The organism is Streptomyces sp. NBC_01431 (assembly GCF_036231355.1).
Classification (GTDB): Bacteria; Actinomycetota; Actinomycetes; order Streptomycetales; family Streptomycetaceae; genus Streptomyces.
This window is the reverse complement of sequence record NZ_CP109496.1, coordinates 1,935,423-1,954,797: the sequence shown is the minus strand read 5'-3', so window position 1 is coordinate 1,954,797 and position 19,375 is coordinate 1,935,423. Positions and strand designations below refer to the sequence as shown.

Genomic DNA, 19,375 nt, shown 5'->3' with positions numbered 1-19,375 from the left:
GCGGCACACCTCGCACTACCCTCGAAGGCATGTACCGAGAGCGGCCCTCCCAGGTGCCCGGCGCGGTGGTCTGGACCCGTGCCGAGTCCGGTACCGGCGCGGTGCGGCCCGTCCTGCCGGACGGCTGCATGGACCTGCTCTGGTCCGGGGGACGGCTCCTGGTGGCCGGCCCCGACACCCACGCGTACGCGCCCGGCTCCGGCACGCGCTGGGCCGGGGTCCGTTTCGCGCCCGGCGACGGCCCCGCCGTCCTCGGCGTCCCGGCGCACGAACTGCGCGACGAGCGAGTGCCGCTCGACCTGATCTGGCCCGGCGCCGAGGTGCGCGGGCTCGCCGAACGCATCGGCGAGGCCGCCGATCCGGCCGCCGCCCTCGAAGCCGTGGCCCTGGCCAGAACCCCGGCCCCGGACCCGTTGATGCGGGCGGTGGCCGAGCGCCTCGCCGCCGGATGGAGCGTCACCGCGACGGCCGCCGAGGCCGGTCTCGGCGCCCGCCGACTGCACCGGCGTTCCCTCGACGCCTTCGGCTACGGGCCCAAGACGCTGGCCCGCGTCCTGCGGCTCCAGCGCGCCCTCGCTCTGGTACGGCGGGGCATGCCGTACGCCGAGGCCGCCGTCACCGCGGGCTGTAGCGACCAGGCGCATCTCGCCCGGGAGATGCGCTCGCTCGCCCAGATGACGCTGACCGATTACGTGAGCGCCGCGAACAGCGACACGGCCATGCCGTCCGGGTCGTGGACAGTGGCGTAGCGCTGGCCCCAGAACGCGTCCCACGGTTTGAGGTGGCCCCGATATCCGGCCCCCACCAGCTCCTCGTACACCGTGTCGACCTCGGCGGGCGAGGCGCACTCGAAGGCCAGTTCCGTACGGGTGCCGCCGGTGGGCCGCGTCCAGGTGGGGTCGAAGGAGCGGATGGTGTCCTCGGTGTCCCACAGGACCCTGGTGCCGCCGGGGAGCGTGCACTCCACATGCGGCTGGGTGTCCGCGTCGGCGGGGAATTCCAGGCCGAGACGGCGGTAGAAGGCCAGAGATGCCGCCATGTCGGCCACTACCAGGCCGAAGGCGTCGAGTCGTGGAGTCATGGCCCCACCGTAGGCAGCGCATCGCGCGCGGGTCTTGTACGAAACGGACACGCTCTTACGAGGCGGGCGCCGTACCGCTCGGCGTCGTACAGCGGCCCGAACGCCGAGGCGATCTCGATCTCGCAGCCATTGCACGATCCGGCGTCCACGCAGCGGACCTGTGCTGATCCGGCGAGTGCGGGGAAGGCGTCGGGAGTCGGGCGGGGCGGCGCGTCCTTGGCCACCCGTCCGGTACCGCGGATCTTGCGCAGCAGACTCACGCACGGCGCAACCGGACGCGGCGGGATTCCGGTTACGTGAAGAAGGCGGGTTTTGACGAGGTTTGGCCGCCCGCGGGGGAGCGGTTGGCCGGGCGGTGGGACGGAGCGGAGCCCGGACCGGCCGGACCGGGCTCCGCTACGCTATTTGCATGGGAGCGCAAATGGAGAGCTGGGACGCGGAACGGGCCGACCGGGCGGTCACCGTCCTGAAGGCGGTGGCGGACCCCTCGCGATACCGGCTGCTGTGGGCGCTGAGCGGCGCCGAACTGCCGGTGAGCGCGCTCGCGGAGCTCATCGGCGCGCATGTCGCCGCGACCTCCCAGCACCTGTCCAAACTCCGTTCGGCCGGGCTCGTCACCTCCCGGCGGGAGGGCACCCGGATCTACTACCGGGCGGCGGGGCCGGGCGTGCGGGGCCTGTTGGAGGAGGCGTCGGTAGTGGCACTGGGCGTGTCGCCGCAGGACGCCGCCAGTGCCCCTGCCACCGCTGAGGCCCCGGCCCGCGCGACCCGCAGGGCGAGGGTCCCGCGCCCCGTCACCGAATAGCACCGGCCCGCGAACCCCCGGCGGGCGGGGCGCCTTCACGCCGCCGCCCCATCGTCCAGGCGGTACTCCCGCCGCTCCGCGTCATACCCGTACAGCTCCCCGTAGCGCCCCCAGTCCGTGGCCGTCTCCAGTTGCCGGGTGACCTGCTCGCTCGTGTAGTGGTGGGCCAGTACGTCGCGGAAGAAGCCCGCTCGCAGGGTGCCGTCGGGGCTCTGGCGCAGGCTGGTGGTGATCAGGCGGACGAGGGGGACGTCCAAGCCCGCCTCGGCGAAGATCCGCTTGGAGCGCTGGACGTCGGCGCCGGCGAACGTGCTGCCCCGGTCGGTCAGGACCAGGTCGCCGCCGCTGACGGCCGCGAAGCCGAGCAGTTCGAGCGCGTCCACCAGCGGCAGTACGTCGTCGATCTCCAGGCCGAGGTCGTCGGCGAGGTCCGCCAGGTCGCAGTCCCCGCCCCGGTGGGCGACCATCTCCGCCAGGCCCGACAGGCCGTCGACCCCGGCGCCGGGCAGCGGGGTGTTCGCGGGGGTGCGGCGGTCCGGTTCAACGCCCTCGGCGCGGCCCGCGACCGGGACCTCGCCTGCTCGAACGGAGTTGAGGACCGGGGGGAGCGTCTCCTTCGTACGGCCCGTCATCGTGCGGTACACCCGGTCGATGAGCTCCGCGAAGTCGGGTGAGTCGCGGTCGCGCGGCCGCTCCAGAGCGACCTCGAACGTCTCGCGGATCGTGCCGTAGGGCCGCGAGCCGAGCACCACGATCCGGTCCGCCATCAGGACGGCCTCCTCGATGTTGTGGGTCACCAGGACGATCGCCCGGGTCGGGAACTGACCCGACTCCCACAGCTCCATCAGCTCGCCGCGCAGGTTCTCCGCGGTCAGCACGTCGAGCGCCGAGAACGGTTCGTCCATCATCAGCACGTCCGGTTCGACGACCAGCGCCCGCGCGAACCCGACGCGCTGGCGCATGCCGCCCGACAGCTCCTTGGGGTACGCCGACTCGAAGCCGTCCAGGCCGATCAGGTCGATGGCCTGACCCGCCGCCCCGGCCCGCTCGTCGGCCGGTATGCCCCGTGCCTCCAGGCCCAGTTCGACGTTCTGCTGGACGGTGAGCCAGGGCAGCAGCGCGAAGGTCTGGAACACCATCGCGGTTCCGGGATTGGCGCCGGTCAGCGGGGCGCCCCGGTAGGACACCGTGCCGGAGCTCGGCGGCACGAGGCCGGCCAGGCAGCGCAGCAGCGTCGACTTGCCGGAGCCGGACTTGCCGAGCAGCGCCACGACTTCGCCGGCGCGCACCTGGAGGTCGATGCCGCCGAGGACGGGCAGCTCGCCGTCGGCGCCCGCGTACGCCTTGGTCAGGCCGACCGTTTCGAGCAGGAGCTCGCCGTCGGCGGGGCGGGGCGCGTTCTCGACGAGGGCGCGCCGTGCGTTGCGCAGGGTGCGGAAGGTGTTCAGAACCATGAGGGGCTCCAGAGGAGTTCAGGGATGTCAGAGGGCGAAGCGGGTGTCGGCGAGCCGGTACAGGCGGCGCCACACAAGGCGGTTGAGGCCGACGACGTACAGGCTCATCACCGCCACGCCCGCGATCAGGTGCGGGAAGTCGCCGGAGGCGGTCGCCCTGGCGATGTAGGCGCCGAGGCCGGTGGCGGTCAGCGTGGTGCCGCCGAAGGTGACGACTTCCGCGACGATCGAGGCGTTCCAGGCGCCGCCGGACGCGGTGATGCCGCCGGTGACGTACGAGGGGAAGATGCCGGGCAGGATCAGCCGCTTCCAGCGCTGCCAGCCGCGTACGCCCAGGTCGTTCATTGCTTCGCGCAGGTCGCTGGGGATCGACATGGCACCCGCGATGGTGTTGAAGAGGATGTACCACTGGGCGCCCAGCGCCATCAGCAGGATGCCGCCGATGTCGATGGACAGACCCGTCTTGAGGAAGAACCAGACGGCCAGCGGGAAGAGGAAGTTGGCGGGGAAGCTCGCGAGTACCTGCACGACCGGCTGCGCGATCCGGGTCAGCCGCGGTGAGAAGCCGATCTTCACGCCGATCGGCACCCAGATCACGGTGGCCGCGGCCACCAGGACCACGACCCGGGCCAGCGTCGCGAGGCCGAGGAGGAGGGGTTCGCCGAAGACGCCGAGGCCGGTCTCGTCGTGGAGATAGCGGCCGAGGTCGAACAGACCCCACAGGATCAGGGCTCCCGCCACCACGGTGAAGGTGATGTCGCCGGTGCGCCGGCGGCCCGGGTCGACGCTCAGCGGCCGGTCGTCGGTGCCGAAGACGCGGCCCGCGCGGCCCAGCGCCCGCCCCACCGGGCGGAACGCCTTGCCGAGCAGTTGCGGCCAGGTGGAGCGGCGCAGGAAGTCGAGGACCACCGAGCGCTGGGTCTCGCTCGCCTCGGACTGCTCGTTCTTGAACTTCTCGGCCCAGGCGGTCAGCGGCCGCCAGAAGAGGAAGTTCACGCCGATGACCATGACGGCCATGGTGAGGATGGCCCAGCCGACCTTGCCGAGGTCGCCGTCGGCGATGGCGGCGCCCGCGTACGAGCCGACGCCGGGCAGCGCGTAGTCCTTGTTCTTGACGCTGATCGCCTCGGAGGCGACGAGGAAGAACCAGCCGCCGCCGAAGCTCAGCATGCCGTTCCAGACCAGGCTGATCATGCCGGACGGCAGCTCGACCTTCCAGAACCGCATCCACCGGCTGAACCTGAACGACCGTGACAGCTCGTCGAGTTCGCGCGGCAGGGAGGTGAGCGAATGGTAGAAGCCGAACGTCATGTTCCACGCCTGCGAGGTGAAGATCGCGAAGATCGAGGCGCATTCGAGGCCCAGCATGGAGCCGGGGAACAGGGCGATGAACCCGGTCACGGCGACCGTGAGGAAGCCGAGCACCGGCACCGACTGGAGGATGTCGAGCGCCGGGATCAGGATGCGTTCCAGGCGCCGGCTCTTGGCGGCGGCCAATGCGTAGCCGAAGGTGAAGACGATCGATGCGGCCAGCGCGATGAACATGCGGAGCAGCGAGCGCGCGGCGTCGTACGGCAGTTGGGCGGGATCGGTGTCGACCTTGAGGGACTGGTCGGTGGAGAAGCGGACCGTGGTCCCGTGGCCGACCTGGAGCATGACGTAGAAGAGGACGAGCACGGCCGCGGCGACCACCGCGTCGACCCAGCTGAGCCGGGCCAGGCGGCCCTTCCCCGAGCTCTCGACCCTGCTCAAGCAGGGGAGACCCCATTTCCGGGAAGGGACCCGCGACGCGGGACGGCTCGTGCGAAGCGACATCACAAGAAACCTCCAACCACGCCGGGGGCCCGGCGGACCGCGGGGCGCGAGGGCGCACCCGGGCGCGGCGGAGCCCGACGTGGTGAGAAAGAAAAAGGGGGATGCAGGGCCGGGGGCCCCGGGGATCCGGTCGCACCGCGGCAGCAGCGCCGCACCGCCCCGCGTTCGGGGCGGGGGGTGTCAGAGGCTGCCGGCGGGGCAGCGCGGACTGGGAGGATCGGCGTCCATGACTGCCCCCTTTCGGTGATGCGGTTTCCTGCGACTCGTGCAGTCTGCCGTTTATTGCGCTAATACGCAAATAAGGGTGGGCGGCCGTCCGCCCTCGCGCCGGGCACGCCGGGCGGGCCGGAGGACGAACGGAAGCCTCGCGGCGGCCAGTTCGGGAACCACGCGAACGGGCAGCGCGAAAAAATGAATGGCGCGCCCGCGGGCGGGAGTTCTATGGTGGGCGTCGTCCACCGGCCGCGTGTGCCGCCGGTGTCGAACCGTGAACCCACCAGGGGGGTGTGACCGATGACTGTCACTGCGATGGGCGCTGCCCGCATCCAGAAGTTCATCAATCGCATCCCCGTGGTCTCCGGCTGACCGACCTCTTCCTCCACGCCTGTGCGCGTGGCGCCGGGGCCACCCTTGTGAAGGGTTCCCCTTGTCTTCCTCGTTCCTCCCCGCGTTCAACACCTCCACCTCGTCGCGCCCGCTCGCCGCATACGGCTGGGACGACGGCTGGGCCGCGGAGTTCACCCCCTACGCCGAACAAGGCCTGGTGCCCGGCCGGGTCGTCCGGGTCGACCGCGGTCAGTGCGACGTGGTGACCGCCGACGGCACGCTGCGCGCCGACACCGCCTTCGTCACCCCGCACGACCCGATGCGCGTCATCTGCACCGGCGACTGGGCCGCCGTCGAACCGGCCGGCGACCCCCGTTTCGTACGGGCGTACCTGCCGCGCAGGACCGCGTTCGTGCGCAGCACCTCCTCCAAGCGGTCCGAGGGGCAGATCCTCGCGGCCAACGTCGACCACGCGATCATCGCGGTGTCGCTCGCGGTCGAGCTGGACCTCGGACGCGTCGAACGCTTCCTGGCCCTGGCCTGGGAGTCGGGCGCCCAGCCGCTGGTCGTCCTCACCAAGGCGGACCTGGTCCCCGACCCCGTCGGCCTCTCCTACCTCGTCCAGGACGTGGAGACCACCGCGCCCGGGGTGCGGGTGCTACCGCTCAGCTCGGCGACAGGCGAGGGCGTCGACGTTCTCGGCGCGCTCGTCGCGGGCGGTACGAGTGTGCTGCTCGGACAGTCCGGCGCGGGCAAGTCCACGCTCGCCAACGCGCTGCTCGGGGAGGACGTGATGGCGGTCCAGGCGTCCCGCGAAGTCGACGGCAAGGGCCGCCACACCACGACCACCCGCAACCTCCTGGTGCTGCCCGGTGGTGGCGTCCTCATCGACACGCCCGGCCTGCGCGGGGTGGGCCTCTACGACGCGGAGACCGGCGTCGGCCAGGTCTTCGCCGAGATCGAGGAACTGGCCGCCGACTGCCGCTTCCACGACTGCGGGCACGAGGCGGAGCCGGGATGCGCGGTGCTCATCGCGATCGAGGACGGCTCGCTCGCGCAGCGCCGCCTCGACAGCTACCGCAAGCTGACGCGCGAGAACCAGCGCATCGTGGCGAAGACGGACGCGCGGGTTCGGGCGGAGATTCGACGAGACTGGAAAGCGAAGGGGGCCGAGGGCCGTGCGAACGCAGCACTGAAGCGCGGCCACCTACGCTGACCGGCCCGCGCGCCGAATCCCGCCCGTACTCGGCGCCGCCGGGGGCGGGGGAAGCTGCGTGACCGGCCACGCAGTGATGCTCGGTCTGCGGTCCGGGGTTCGGGGGTGCGGGGAACTGCGCGAGCGGCCCCGCACGGTCCGGTGCCGAACGCCGGGGTTGAGGCGCGTGCAGTGATGCGCGGCCTGGGGTCGGAGGCGGGGTTCGGGGGTGCGGGGAACTGCGCGAGCGGCCCCGCACGGTCCGGTGCCGAACGCCGGCATCGAGCGGAGGCCGGGGGCAGCCCCGGGCACCCCCGGGGCGGGCCTCGGGGGAGGACCTCCCCGTCCGAAACCCGCCAGCCACCCCGCACGGGGCACCGCACACTGGAGGGGTGATGGACGAGGACACGCGGTACGAGGCCGTCAGCAGCAGGGACGCCCGATTCGACGGGGAGTTCTTCTTCGCCGTGGCGACGACCGGCATCTACTGTCGGCCCAGCTGCCCCGCCGTCACCCCGCGGCGCAAGAACGTCCGCTTCTTCCCCAGCGCGGCCGCCGCGCAGGGCCACGGCTTCCGGGCCTGCCGGCGCTGCCGACCGGACGCCGTGCCCGGCTCCGCCGAGTGGAACGCGCGGGCCGACGTCGTGGGCCGGGCCATGCGCATGATCGGCGACGGCGTGGTGGACCGGGAGGGCGTACCGGGCCTCGCGACCCGGCTCGGCTACAGCACCCGCCAGGTGCAGCGCCAGCTGACCGCCGAGGTGGGCGCGGGCCCGGTCGCCCTGGCCAGGGCCCAGCGCGCCCACACGGCCCGGGTGCTGCTCCAGACCACCGGGCTCCCGGTCACCGAGATCGCGTTCGCCGCCGGCTTCGCGAGCGTGCGGCAGTTCAACGACACCATCCGGCAGATCTACGCCCGCACTCCCAGCGCCCTGCGCGAGGAGACGGGCACCCGGGCCACGAAGCCCGCCGTCGCGGCGGCGGCCGGGATTCCGCTCCGGCTCGCTCACCGGGGCGCGTACGCGACGAAGGAGACGTTCGACCTGCTGGCGGCCGAGGCGGTGGAACACGTCGAGGAGGTCGTCGGCGCGTCGGGCGCCCGCACCTACCGCCGCACCCTGCGGCTGCCCCACGGCACTGGCATCGCGGCCGTGGACGAGGCGGGCCCCGCGCCCGCCGCGGCCAGCCAGGGCTGGCTGGACGCCCGGATCCACCTCACCGACCTGCGCGACCTCACCACCGCCGTGCAGCGCCTTCGCCGCCTGTTCGACCTGGACGCCGACCCGTACGCCGTCGACGAGCGGCTCGGCGCCGACCCGCGCCTTGCCCCGCTGGTCGCGGGGACCCCGGGGCTGCGCTCGCCGGGCGCCGCGGATCCCGACGAGTGCGCGGTGCGGGCGCTGATCGGGCGGGTCCGCGCCGCCGCGCTGATCGAGGCGTACGGGAAACGTCTGGACGTGCCGTGCGGCACGCTCACCCACCTCTTCCCCGAGCCCGCGCTGCTCGCCGACCACCCCGATCCCGCGCTGGCCGCGCTCGCGACCGCCCTCGCCGACGGCGCGCTGCGCCTGGATGCCGGAGCCGACCGGGAGGAAGCCGCACGGGTGCTCCGTACGCTGCCTGGCATGACCGAGGACACCGTCGCGCTGATCCGCAGGCGAGCACTCGGTGACCCGGACGTGGGCTCGGGCGAGCCGGGTGAGGACGCCTGGCGGCCGTGGCGCTCGTACGCCCACCGCCAGCTGCACCGAAGGTCCTAGGAGCGGTCCGACCAGGCGGCGGGCGAGGTCCGGACGCCGAGGACCTGGCGCGCGGTGGGCCGCGTCCTCGCGGCGGCTTGCCCGGTGGCCCCGTGAGGCTCTGTCCGACGGGCGGGGCCGGGCCGGTTCTGGGAGCGTCGGAGGCATGATCCGTCTCGCGCGCCTCCCCCTGGACCGCTGGTCGGCGCTTGTGCCCCTGCTGGCCGTGGTGCTGCTCGCGCTGACCTGGGGGCGTTCGCTGCCCGCCGTACTCGTCGCGCTCGTCGCCTGCTTCCTGGCCGGTTCGGTGCTCGCCGCGGTGCACCACGCGGAGGTGGTCGCGCACCGGGTGGGCGAGCCGTTCGGCTCGCTCGTGCTCGCGGTAGCGGTGACGGTCATCGAGGTCGCGCTGATCGTCACCCTGATGTCGGGCGGCGGCGTCAAGAGCGCCACCCTCGCCCGCGACACCGTCTTCGCCGCCGTGATGATCACCTGCAACGGCATCGTCGGGCTGTGCCTACTGATCGGCGCCCTGCGCCGCAGGCTCGCCGTGTTCAACGCCGAGGGCACCGTCACCGCCTTCGCTACGGTCACCACGCTCGCCGGCCTCAGCCTCGCCCTGCCGACCTTCACGACCAGCAAGCCAGGCCCCGAGTTCTCGCCGGCGCAGCTGATCTTCGCCGCGATCGCCTCGGTGTTCCTGTACGGGCTCTTCGTCGCCACCCAGACCGTGCGCCACCGCGACTACTTCCTGCCGGTCACCCAGCTGGGCGAGGTGATGCGGGACGACAAGCACGCCAACCCGCCCTCCGCGCGCACCGCCTGGACCGGCGTCGCCCTGCTCGGCGTCGCGCTCGTCGCCGTGGTGGGCCTCGCCAAAGGCGTCTCGCCGACCATCGAGAGCGGGGTCGTCGCGGCCGGGCTGCCCGTCTCCGTGGTGGGCGTCGTGATCGCTCTGCTCGTGCTGCTGCCCGAGACCATCGCCGCGGTACGGGCCGCCCGCCGAGACCGTGTACAGACCAGCCTGAACCTCGCACTCGGCTCGGCCATGGCCAGCATCGGCCTGACCATCCCCGTGGTCTCCCTCGCGTCCGTCTGGCTTTCGGGGCCACTGGTGCTCGGCCTCGGCGCGAGCCACATGGTGCTGCTCGCGCTGACCGTCGCGGTCGGCATCCTCACCGTCGTGCCGGGCCGCGCCACCCTGATGCAGGGCGGTGTGCACCTCTCGCTGTTCGCCGCGTACATCGTGCTCGCGGTCAGCCCGTAGCGGCCCGCCCCCGGCATACGTTCCCGGCCGAGTAGGCGGCGCTTTCAAGTCAGCCGCGTTACAGCCGTGTTGACGGACCGCCCCGCGCGTCACACGATCCAAAGGTAGGTGCTCGATACATCTGATTCGGTCGGCGGCACGTCCCCCCTCCGGCCGGAGGCGAAAGCAGGAGGAACCATGTGTGGCATCACCGGCTGGATCTCCTTCGACCGTGACCTGCGCGCCGAGCGGGACACCTTGGACGCGATGACCGAGACGATGGATTGCCGGGGCCCCGACGACCGGGGCGTCTGGGCCGTCGGACCGGCCGCTCTCGGCCACCGCAGGCTCGCGATCATCGACCTTCCCGGCGGCCGCCAGCCCATGACCGTCGAGGCCGGCGGCAAGACCGTCGCCCTCGTCTACTCGGGCGAGGCCTACAACTTCACCGAGCTCCGGGCCGAACTGGCCGCCCGGGGCCACCGGTTCACCACCGACTCCGACACCGAGGTCGTCCTGCACGGCTACCTCGAATGGGGCGAGTCCGTCGCCGAGCGCCTCAACGGCATGTACGCCTTCGCGATATGGGACGAGCGCGTCCAGCGCCTGGTCATGATCCGCGACCGCATGGGCATCAAGCCCTTCTACTACTACGAGACCGCCGACGGCGTGCTCTTCGGCTCCGAGCCCAAGGCGATCCTCGCCAACCCGCTGGCCCGCCGCTCCGTCTCGCTCGACGGCCTGCGCGAGCTGTTCACCCTGGTCAAGACGCCCGGCCACGCCGTGTGGGACGGAATGAAGGAGGTCGAGCCCGGCACCGTCGTCACCCTTGACCGGGGCGGCCTGCGCACCCACACCTACTGGACCCTGGAAACCCGCCCCCACCCCGACGACCGCGAAACCAGCATCGCCCACGTCCGCGAACTGCTCGACGACATCGTCCGGCGCCAGCTCGTCGCCGACGTGCCGCGCTGCATGCTGCTCTCCGGCGGCCTCGACTCCTCGGCGCTGACCGCGCTCGCCGCCCGCCAGCTCGGCGAGGTGGGCGAGCAAGTACGCAGCTTCGCCGTGGACTTCGTCGGTCAGACCGAGAACTTCGTCGCCGACGAGCTGCGCGCCACCCCCGACACCCCCTACGTCCACGACGTGGCCCGCGGCTCGGGCACCGTCCACCAGGACATCGTCCTGGACGCCCAGTCGCTCGCCGACCCCGAGGTGCGGGCCAAGGTCATCCGGGCCCGCGACACCCCCATGGGCTTCGGCGACATGGACGCCTCGCTCTACCTGCTGTTCAAGGCGATCCGCGAACACTCCACGGTCGCCCTGTCCGGCGAGTCCGCGGACGAGGTGTTCGGCGGCTACAAGCAGTTCTTCGACGAGGAGGCCCGGAGCGCCGACACCTTCCCCTGGCTCGTCAAGTTCGCCGAGCAGTTCGGCGACGACTCCGGCCTGCTGCGCCCCGACCTCGCGGCCGCGCTGAACGTTCCCGCCTACATCAAGGACTCGTACGACACCGCGGTCGCCGCGATCCAACGCCTCGACGGCGAGAGCGACTTCGAGTACCGGATGCGCAGGATCAGCCACCTCCACCTCACCCGCTTCGTCCGCGTCCTGCTCGACCGCAAGGACCGCGCGAGCATGGCCGTCGGGCTCGAAGTGCGGGTACCGTTCTGCGACCACCGGCTCGTCGAGTACGTGTACAACGCGCCCTGGTCGGTGAAGTCCTTCGACGGCCGTGAGAAGAGCCTGCTGCGCGAGGCGGCCAAGGACGTCATCCCGCAGTCCGTGTACGACCGGGTGAAGAGCCCCTACCCGTCCACCCAGGACCCGAAGTACGCCGTCGCCCTCCAGGGCCACGCCAAGGACCTGCTGGCCCGGCCCTCCCACCCGGTCTTCGACCTCATCGACCGCGACGGCCTGCGCCGGGCCGCCGAGGTGAGCGCCCCGCAGATCCACCAGGCCTCGCGGCGCGGTCTGGAGCGCGCGCTGGACCTGGCGATCTGGCTGGACCTGTACAAGCCGGAGGTGAAACTGGCGTAGGGGCTACTCAAGACCCCAGCTGTGGATCTTGCGCGGGTGGACGCGGATCAGCTCCTCGCTGAAGTGCGGGCCCAACTCGTGGGGCCCGGTGAGGAGTTCGGCCTCGCCGCGGATTTCGACACCCCGCACCTTCCACGGCTGCACGCTCACCACGTCGTCGACCACCAGGGCGGCCCTCGGGTTGCCCTGGAGGTTGCGCCACTTCTTCGTGGTGCCGAGCGCGTGGCCGCCGATGAGGATCGTCCCGTCGTCCTGCGGGAAGAACCCGACGGGGTTGGCCTGCGGCTGGCCCTTGGCGTCAACGGTGGCCAGCCGGCCGAGCCGCTGGCTCTTGAGGTACGCGCGCTCGGCCTCGCTGAATTCGGTCATGGGGCCACCCTCACACGCCCGCCACCGCACCGTCATCGGGAAATTGACCGAGGACTTCGGTCGGCGGGCAGCGGAGTTCAGCCCCAGATCATCGCGCCCGCCCACGCCCCCACCACCAGGAGGCAGGCGAAGAGCTCGGCCATCACCGAGTAGCCGCCCGCCCGCAGCACCGTACGGGCCGAGGCCCAGCCGTCGCCGTGGCTGCCGAGACGGAGCCGTTCCGCGCCGTAGAGGCCACCGACGAACCCCACGATGCCGCCCACCACCGGCAGCAGGAAGAACCCGGCGACCGCGGCGATTCCCGCGGTCAGCACCGACCTTCTGGCCACCCCGGCCTCCTTGAAGCGGCGCGGCGGCAGCAGCGCCTTGAGGGCCTGGCTCAGCAGGAGCACGCCGGTGGCGCCGGCCAGGACGCCCCAGGCCAGGCCCGTGGTGTCGGCCAGGGCCCACCACGCGACGGCGGCCCACACGATCGCCGGGCCGGGGACGCCGGGGACCAGCACCCCGCCCAGGCCCATCAGCATCACCGCGGCGACCCCGAGCAGCTGCCACACGCCCATCTGTCAAGGGTGCGGTAAACGGCTCGTTTCCGCAGTTCCGGGCGGTTACCGGCCCGGTCGGCGGGCCACCCAGCCGCGCTCGTAGGCGTGCCAGCCGAGCTGGAGCCGGGTCGTCACGCCGGTCAGCCCCATCAGGCCCTTGACCCGGCGCTGCACGGTCCGCAGCCCCAGTTCCAGCTGTTTGGCGACGCTGGCGTCCGTCATCCCGGCGAGCAGCAGCGACAGGATCTCCAGGTCGGTCCCGTCCGGCCCCAGTCCCTCCTCGACGATGCCCCGGCCCCCGCCGCCGAGCCGCAGCGGCAGCGCGTCCTTCCACACCGTCTCGAACAGGGCCATCAGGGATTCGAGCAGCCCGCTCGCGTGCACCACCAGCGCCGCCGGTTCGGTGTCCGGCCCGGTCAGCGGCACCATCGCGAGGCTGCGGTCCGCGATGACGAGCTCGGTCGGCACCCGCTCCACCGTCCGCACCCGCTCGTCCCGGCGCAGCGCGGCGGACAGCTCGGCGATTCCGGCTGGCAGCGAGAGCACCTCGCGCTCGATCACCATCCGGTGGCTCACCCCGCGGATCGAGGCCCGCTCCTCGGCCTCGTCGTCCATGCCGGTCACCGCCCCGGGCCCGCCGGTGACCAGGGCGCACACCTCATCGGTGGCGCTCAGGCGCAACTGGTGGAAGCGCTGCGCGACCGCGCTCGCGCCGGTCACCACCTCGACCAGGTCGTGCACGGCCGGCTCGGCGGCCTCGGCCCGGTACTCCTCGGCGAGCAGGGCCGCCGCCAGCTCCGCCTGCTCCAGCTCGTGGCGCTGCTGGGTGAGCAGCGCGCCCAGCGCCACCCGGGGCGGGGCCGCCACCCAGCGCCCGCCGCGTGCCGAGGACCGGGCGGCCAGGCCCTGCCGCTCCAGGCCGCGCAGCGCGCGCTCGGTCTCGCTCTCGGGCAGCGAGAGCCGGTGCGCGAGGTCCGCCACGTCGGCCGCGCCCACCGCGACCAGGGCGCGGTACGCCGACTCCCGCGTCTCGTCGAGACCTATCGCTCTCAGCACCCCGAACCGCCCCCCTCAACCATCCGGTGGCGAGAAACCGCCCCGGCGCAAACCGCCTCCCGACATCATCGTCGTATCTCCCGTCGCTCTGCCAACGCCGAGCCACCGCAGCACCAACAGCCTCAGGGAACAGCCGGGTTTCCTTCCCCTGGGGGCCGGGTCGCCCGGCGGACTTCCGGATGCCCTTGCCACCTGTGCGCGTTGACCAGATTTTCCCGATGCCCCGTTTTCGTACGCCCCGGGAGGTGGACAATAAGGGCATGAGCCAGCAGGGGGAGAGGCCGCCTTCGGGCGACGACTGGTGGAGCCGGCTGTACGACGAGTCGGCACCGGACGCCGGTCCCGGCGGTTCGGGCGAAAGCCTCGACGACCGCTTCAACTCGGCGTCGCACACGGTGAGTTCGAACGTTCCGGAGAGCGGGCCGCCACCTGATGCCCCACCCGAACCACGTGCCCCCAGGGCCTGGTGGGAATCCGTGCCGGACGCTCCACCCCCGCCCACCGCCCCAGCGCTTTTGGAGGGCTGGACCGAGGAGCGGGAAACCCCCCACGCGGTGGGCGAACGTTCCGCCGGGCGATCGGGGTCTTCGCCGGTGGAGGCGGGCCGAGACCTCGGGGGAGGGCGGGCACCACGAACCCCGTCGGCCACGGGTCCGGTCACCGCTCCGCCTGCCCCCGCGGAACCGGAAACCGCCCCCGACGAGACCTTCACCCCCCTCCCCGGGCCCCGCACGGGCCATGTGGGCGACGGCCCGCCCACCTACGACGCCGAACCCACCGCACTCCCCACCGCCCACCCCCACACCCTCGACGACCTCGTGGCCGACACCGTCCTGGACGGCGCCCGCTACGGCTCGTACGTGCTGCGGGCGGCCTCCTGTCGGGGCGACTCCGCCCGCTACCGCGGCGAACCGCGCCGCGACGCCCTGCTCACCGCCCGGTTCGGCACCGGCGACAACGCCCTTGTCCTGGTGGCCGTCGCCAGCGGCGCCCGAGCCACCCACGCCGCACACCTCGCCGCCGCCGACGCCTGCCGCTGGATCGGCGGCGCCATCGGCCGCAGCCACCACCGGCTCGCCGAGGACATCAGGGCGGCCCGCAGAGGCGACCTCAAGTCCGGCCTTCACCGCCTCACCGACCGCAGTTACGGCATGCTGCGGGCCCGCGCCGCCGAGCTCGGCGCCGAGCCCGAGGAGTACACCGCGGACCTGCGCTGCCTGCTGCTCTCCGCCGACCCCGGCTGCCGCACCCGGGTGTTCTTCGGCGTCGGGCACGGCGGACTCTTCCGGCTGCGCGACGGCGTCTGGCAGGACATCGAGCCCGCCGTGCCCGAGCCGGGAGCCGTGTCGGGGGAGCCCGTCGTCGGCTTCGGCTCGCCCCCCGCCCAGACCCCGCGGGGCGACCACCTGACCATGGACCTGGGTACCGTCGAGCCCGCACGCCCCTACATCGACCCGCCCCCGCCGCCGGGCGAACCGTTCCGCTTCCGGGCCTCGGTGGCGCGCCCCGGTGACACTCTCCTGCTGTGCAGCGGCGGCCTCGCAGAACCCCTGCTCGGCGAGCCCGCCCTCGCCAAGGAACTGGCGGAGCGCTGGGCCCGCCCCGAGCCGCCGGGCCTCGCCTCGTTCCTCGCCGACGTACAGCTCAGGGTGAAGGGGTACGCCGACGACCGTACGGCTGTCGCAGTCTGGGAGGCGTAACCGCGGGGGCCGTGGGTTGATGGCCCCATGGCCAAGCAGAACGTTGCAGAGCAGTTCGTCGACATCCTCACCCGCGCGGGCGTGAAGCGGCTGTACGGGGTCGTCGGCGACAGCCTGAATCCCGTCGTCGACGCCATCCGCCGCAACTCCGCCATCGACTGGATCCAGGTCAGGCACGAGGAGGTCGCCGCCTTCGCGGCCGGCGCGGAGGCCCAGCTCACCGGGAAGCTGGCGGCGTGCGCCGGGTCCTGCGGGCCGGGCAACCTCCACCTCATCAACGGCCTGTACGACGCCCACCGCTCGATGGCCCCCGTCCTCGCCCTCGCCTCCCACATCCCGTCCTCGGAGATCGGCCTCGGCTACTTCCAGGAGACCCACCCCGACCAGCTGTTCCGCGAGTGCTCCCACTACAGCGAGCTGATCTCCAGCCCCAAGCAGATGCCCCGCGTGCTCCAGACGGCGATCCAGCACGCGATCGGCCGCGGCGGCGTCAGCGTCCTCACGCTGCCCGGCGACATCGCATCCGAAGCCGCCCCCGACAAGGCGATCGACCACGCCCTGGTCACCTCCCTGCCCTCGGTGCGCCCCGGCGACAGCGAGATCGACAAGCTCGCGGCCCTCATCGACCACGCGAAGCGGGTCACCCTGTTCTGCGGCAGCGGCACCGCCGGGGCGCACGCCGAGGTGATGGCGTTCGCCGAGCGGATCAAGTCGCCCGTCGGACACGCCCTGCGCGGCAAGGAATGGATTCAGTACGACAACAAGTTCGACGTCGGGATGAGCGGCCTTCTCGGGTACGGCGCCGCCTACGAGGCGACCCACGAGTGCGACCTGCTGATCCTGCTCGGCACCGACTTCCCCTACAACGCCTTCCTGCCCGACGACGTCAAGATCGTTCAGGTCGACGTGCGTCCCGAACACCTGGGCCGCCGCTCGAAGCTGGACCTCGCGGTGTGGGGCGACGTGAAGGAGACCCTGCGCTGTCTGACACCGCGCGTGCGGGCCAAGACCGACCGGCGGTTTTTGGACAAGATGCTGAAGAAGCACGCGGACGCGCTGGAGGGCGTCGTCAAGGCGTACACCCGCAAGGTGGACAAGCACGTCCCGATCCACCCCGAGTATGTCGCCTCCGTCCTGGACGAACTGGCCGACGACGACGCGGTGTTCACCGTCGACACCGGCATGTGCAATGTCTGGGCGGCCCGCTACATCTCGCCCAACGGCAGGCGCCGGATCATTGGATCGTTCAGTCACGGCTCGATGGCCAACGCCCTGCCGCAGGCCATCGGGGCCCAGTTCATCGACCGTCGGCGCCAGGTGATCTCGATGTCCGGCGACGGCGGGTTCTCCATGCTGATGGGCGACTTCCTCACCCTGGTGCAGTACGAGCTGCCCGTGAAGATCGTGCTGTTCAACAACTCCTCTTTGGGAATGGTGGAGTTGGAGATGCTGGTCGCGGGTCTGCCCTCGTACGGCACGACCAACCGCAAGACCGACTTCGCGGCGATCGCCCGCGCGGCGGGGGCCTACGGGGTGCGGGTGGAGAAGCCCAAGCAGCTCGCGGGCGCCCTCAAGGACGCCTTCAGGCACAAGGATCCGGCGCTCGTCGACATCGTCACCGACCCCAACGCGCTCTCGATCCCGCCGAAGATCAGCGCCGAGATGGTGTCGGGCTTCGCCCTGTCCGCCAGCAAGATGGTCCTGGACGGAGGGGTGGGCCGCATGCTCCAGATGGCCCGCTCCAACCTCCGCAACGTGCCCAGGCCATGAGAACCACGGTCCCGGCGCCGTCCGGGACGGTCGCGAAAGGCACACCACCCCTTCACCGGACCGCTCAGAACCATCCCGCGCGCCCCGTGCGTCCTCACCTTCACTCGGCGTCCCAACAGCGACTACGCTCAACCGGGTTACGCCGATGACCAGGCGAGAAGGGCCGGGGGAGCCACACCATCATGAGCGATACGAACGGGGACGGACGCGGCGAGAAGGACGATTACGTCGACGGGGGTATCAAGCCGCTCGCGGCCAGTGACCCCGCGCGCATCGGACCGTATCTGCTGCTGGGGCGGCTCGGCGCCGGCGGTATGGGGCGGGTGTTCCTCGCGCGTTCGGACAGCGGCCGCACCGTCGCGGTGAAGGTCGTGCACGAGGAGCACGTGTCCGACGAGCAGTTCAGGGCGCGGTTCCGGCGGGAGATCGAGGCGGCGCGCAAGGTCGGCGAGCGGTACACGGCGCCGGTGCTCGACGCGGGCCCGGGTGACGAGCCGCCGTGGGTGGCCACGGGCTACGTTCCCGGACTCTCGCTCGAACAGATCGTGCGGCGGTACGGACCGCTGCCGGCCGAGTCCCTGCACGCCCTCGCCGAGGGCCTGTTGAAGGCGCTCAAGGACATTCACGGGGCGGGGATCGTGCACCGCGACCTGAAGCCCTCCAACGTGATGCTCACCGTGGACGGCACGAAGGTCATCGACTTCGGGATCGCTCGGGCCCTTGAGACGTCCGTCGAATCCTTGCTGACCAGTACGGGGATGGCCGTCGGCTCTCCCGGCTTCATGTCGCCGGAGCAGGTGCGCGGCCAGAGCGCCGGGGTCAAGAGCGACGTGTTCACGCTCGGGTGCGTGCTGACCTATGCGGCGACCGGGCAGCTGCCGTTCGGGCACGGGGCAAGCAACCAGCACGCCGTGATGTTCCAGATCGTGGAGGGCGAGCCCGATCTGGCGGGCGTAGAGGACGACTCGCTGCGCGCGCTCATCACCCGGTGTCTGACCAAGGACATCGACCAACGCCCCGGCGTCGAGGAGCTGTTGGCGGACCCGCAACGGACCCGACCGAGCACCTCGCGCGGCCCTTGGCTGCCCGCCCGCGTGGTGGCGCGCCTCGCCCAGCAGTCCGCGCGGCTGCTCGACGCCGAGGCGGCGCCCCTGCGGGAGGAGCCGGTGGACCGGGCGACCATCGGCCTGCGGCCGCAGGCCGGGCCCCCCGAAGGCGTCGTGATGGACGGCGTCGTCGCGACACGCGAACCCCACCCACGGCCCCACCGCCGGCGCAGGATCATCGTGCTGCCCGTCATCGCCGTGCTCACGGTCGGTGGCGGCACGTTCGCCGTGCTCCAGCCCTGGGCGAGTGACGGCGGCGGCGAAGCGCACGCCAAACCGCCGAGCAGCAGTGCCGGCGCCAGCGCGGGCGCCAGTGCCCCCGCCGCACCCGCCGTGAGCAACTCACCGAGCGCGGCGAGCAGTTCGCCGTCCCCGGGAGCCAGCGACAAGGGCAAGGGCGACACGGCGGGGCAGAACGGCCAGCCCAGCGGCGGGAGTTCGGCTTCCCCGGGCGGTGGCGCGGGGAGCTCGCCCGGTGGTGGCGGTTCCACCCGGGGCGCCGGTGGCGGCGTCGGCGGCGGCTCCGGCTCCTCGGGTCCGGCCGGATCGGCGGGAGCGTCCGGTGGTTCGGGCTCGTCCGGGTCCACCGGCTCGTCCGCGGGCTCCCCGCCGGCCGACATGAAGGGCTACAAGGTCATGTACAACAACTCCTGTGTCGGCGCGTGTTCCATGCCCCTCACGGTGAGCTGGTCGACCGTCTCCGGAGCGACCAGCTACGACGTCCACTACACCAACAAGGGCAGCAACTTCACGAAGAAGAACGTCGACACCGTCTATTCCACCGGCGGCACCAGCTACACGATCAACGGTCCCTTCTCCGGCGACGAGATCTGCGTCGCGGTGCGAGCGGCCAACAAGTACGGCCCCTCGGCCTGGGCCGAGACCTGGTGCGGCACCGTGCCCTACTGAGC

Annotated in this window: 16 protein-coding genes; 9 read left to right on the top strand and 7 right to left on the bottom strand. The window is 72.2% G+C overall.

Features of this window, described 5'->3' with window-relative positions; translation table 11 throughout:
• Positions 1-29: 29 nt before the first annotated feature.
• A complete protein-coding gene (locus OG522_RS09155) occupies positions 30-749 on the top strand; it encodes a helix-turn-helix domain-containing protein (RefSeq protein ID WP_329462447.1) in 720 nt (239 codons plus the stop codon).
• On the opposite strand, the gene OG522_RS09150 is transcribed toward OG522_RS09155, so the two are convergent.
• Complete coding sequence (locus OG522_RS09150) at positions 689-1,081, bottom strand: VOC family protein (RefSeq protein ID WP_329462446.1); 393 nt, start codon at positions 1,079-1,081, stop codon at positions 689-691. The genes OG522_RS09155 and OG522_RS09150 overlap by 61 nt on opposite strands.
• Complete coding sequence (locus OG522_RS09145) at positions 1,078-1,341, bottom strand: hypothetical protein (RefSeq protein WP_329462445.1); 264 nt, start codon at positions 1,339-1,341, stop codon at positions 1,078-1,080. Before OG522_RS09145 ends, OG522_RS09150 begins: the two co-directional genes overlap by 4 nt.
• Before the next feature lie 149 nt (positions 1,342-1,490).
• On the opposite strand from OG522_RS09145, the gene OG522_RS09140 reads away from it, so the two are divergent.
• A complete protein-coding gene (locus tag OG522_RS09140) occupies positions 1,491-1,886 on the top strand; it encodes an ArsR/SmtB family transcription factor (protein ID WP_329462444.1) in 396 nt (131 codons plus the stop codon).
• A gap of 35 nt (positions 1,887-1,921) precedes the next feature.
• On the opposite strand, the gene OG522_RS09135 is transcribed toward OG522_RS09140, so the two are convergent.
• Positions 1,922-3,340, bottom strand: coding sequence for an ABC transporter ATP-binding protein (locus OG522_RS09135; protein ID WP_329462443.1), 1,419 nt, complete (start codon positions 3,338-3,340; stop codon positions 1,922-1,924).
• 27 nt (positions 3,341-3,367) lie between these two features.
• On the bottom strand, positions 3,368-5,092 hold the full coding sequence (locus OG522_RS09130; RefSeq protein ID WP_329462442.1) for an ABC transporter permease: 1,725 nt from the start codon (positions 5,090-5,092) through the stop codon (positions 3,368-3,370).
• A gap of 709 nt (positions 5,093-5,801) precedes the next feature.
• Here OG522_RS09130 and rsgA point away from each other — a divergent pair.
• From rsgA to asnB, 4 genes are all read left to right on the top strand, one after another.
• Entirely contained in the window at positions 5,802-6,917 is a 1,116-nt protein-coding gene (gene rsgA, locus OG522_RS09125; RefSeq protein WP_329462441.1) for a ribosome small subunit-dependent GTPase A, read from the top strand.
• Between the two features lie 374 nt (positions 6,918-7,291).
• Complete coding sequence (locus OG522_RS09120; protein WP_329462440.1) at positions 7,292-8,656, top strand: DNA-3-methyladenine glycosylase 2 family protein; 1,365 nt, start codon at positions 7,292-7,294, stop codon at positions 8,654-8,656.
• A 145-nt stretch (positions 8,657-8,801) separates the two neighbouring features.
• Positions 8,802-9,902, top strand: a complete 1,101-nt coding sequence (locus OG522_RS09115; protein ID WP_329462439.1) for a calcium:proton antiporter — start codon at positions 8,802-8,804, stop codon at positions 9,900-9,902.
• 177 nt (positions 9,903-10,079) lie between these two features.
• Positions 10,080-11,921 carry an asparagine synthase (glutamine-hydrolyzing) gene (asnB, locus tag OG522_RS09110; RefSeq protein ID WP_329462438.1) on the top strand — a complete coding sequence of 614 codons (1,842 nt, stop codon included), beginning with the start codon at positions 10,080-10,082 and terminating at the stop codon, positions 11,919-11,921.
• 3 nt (positions 11,922-11,924) lie between these two features.
• Here asnB and OG522_RS09105 read toward each other — a convergent pair whose 3' ends face one another.
• The 3 genes from OG522_RS09105 to OG522_RS09095 form a co-directional block, all read right to left on the bottom strand.
• Positions 11,925-12,290: a PPOX class F420-dependent oxidoreductase gene (locus OG522_RS09105; protein WP_329462437.1), complete on the bottom strand. Its 366-nt coding sequence runs from the start codon at positions 12,288-12,290 to the stop codon at positions 11,925-11,927.
• Positions 12,291-12,367: 77 nt separating this feature from the next.
• Positions 12,368-12,850, bottom strand: coding sequence for a DUF456 domain-containing protein (locus tag OG522_RS09100; RefSeq protein WP_329462436.1), 483 nt, complete (start codon positions 12,848-12,850; stop codon positions 12,368-12,370).
• A 45-nt stretch (positions 12,851-12,895) separates the two neighbouring features.
• A complete protein-coding gene (locus OG522_RS09095) occupies positions 12,896-13,888 on the bottom strand; it encodes a helix-turn-helix domain-containing protein (protein WP_329462435.1) in 993 nt (330 codons plus the stop codon).
• A gap of 260 nt (positions 13,889-14,148) precedes the next feature.
• Here OG522_RS09095 and OG522_RS09090 point away from each other — a divergent pair, with 260 nt between their 5' ends.
• From OG522_RS09090 to OG522_RS09080, 3 genes are all read left to right on the top strand, one after another.
• Complete coding sequence (locus OG522_RS09090) at positions 14,149-15,588, top strand: protein phosphatase 2C domain-containing protein (RefSeq protein WP_329462434.1); 1,440 nt, start codon at positions 14,149-14,151, stop codon at positions 15,586-15,588.
• A 27-nt stretch (positions 15,589-15,615) separates the two neighbouring features.
• Positions 15,616-17,358 carry a pyruvate dehydrogenase gene (locus tag OG522_RS09085; protein ID WP_329462433.1) on the top strand — a complete coding sequence of 581 codons (1,743 nt, stop codon included), beginning with the start codon at positions 15,616-15,618 and terminating at the stop codon, positions 17,356-17,358.
• Between the two features lie 182 nt (positions 17,359-17,540).
• Complete coding sequence (locus OG522_RS09080; protein ID WP_329462432.1) at positions 17,541-19,373, top strand: serine/threonine-protein kinase; 1,833 nt, start codon at positions 17,541-17,543, stop codon at positions 19,371-19,373.
• Positions 19,374-19,375 lie beyond the last annotated feature (2 nt).

Excerpts from the sequence above, each read along its gene's own strand:
- OG522_RS09155 (WP_329462447.1), top strand. The coding sequence starts at position 30 with ATGTACCGAGAGCGGCCCTCCCAGGTGCCCGGCGCGGTGGTCTGGACC.
- OG522_RS09150 (WP_329462446.1), bottom strand. The coding sequence starts at position 1,081 with ATGACTCCACGACTCGACGCCTTCGGCCTGGTAGTGGCCGACATGGCG.
- OG522_RS09140 (WP_329462444.1), top strand. The coding sequence starts at position 1,491 with ATGGGAGCGCAAATGGAGAGCTGGGACGCGGAACGGGCCGACCGGGCG.
- OG522_RS09135 (WP_329462443.1), bottom strand. The coding sequence starts at position 3,340 with ATGGTTCTGAACACCTTCCGCACCCTGCGCAACGCACGGCGCGCCCTC.
- OG522_RS09120 (WP_329462440.1), top strand. The coding sequence starts at position 7,292 with ATGGACGAGGACACGCGGTACGAGGCCGTCAGCAGCAGGGACGCCCGA.
- OG522_RS09115 (WP_329462439.1), top strand. The coding sequence starts at position 8,802 with ATGATCCGTCTCGCGCGCCTCCCCCTGGACCGCTGGTCGGCGCTTGTG.
- asnB (WP_329462438.1), top strand. The coding sequence starts at position 10,080 with ATGTGTGGCATCACCGGCTGGATCTCCTTCGACCGTGACCTGCGCGCC.
- OG522_RS09105 (WP_329462437.1), bottom strand. The coding sequence starts at position 12,290 with ATGACCGAATTCAGCGAGGCCGAGCGCGCGTACCTCAAGAGCCAGCGG.
- OG522_RS09100 (WP_329462436.1), bottom strand. The coding sequence starts at position 12,850 with ATGGGCGTGTGGCAGCTGCTCGGGGTCGCCGCGGTGATGCTGATGGGC.
- OG522_RS09090 (WP_329462434.1), top strand. The coding sequence starts at position 14,149 with ATGAGCCAGCAGGGGGAGAGGCCGCCTTCGGGCGACGACTGGTGGAGC.
- OG522_RS09085 (WP_329462433.1), top strand. The coding sequence starts at position 15,616 with ATGGCCAAGCAGAACGTTGCAGAGCAGTTCGTCGACATCCTCACCCGC.
- OG522_RS09080 (WP_329462432.1), top strand. The coding sequence starts at position 17,541 with ATGAGCGATACGAACGGGGACGGACGCGGCGAGAAGGACGATTACGTC.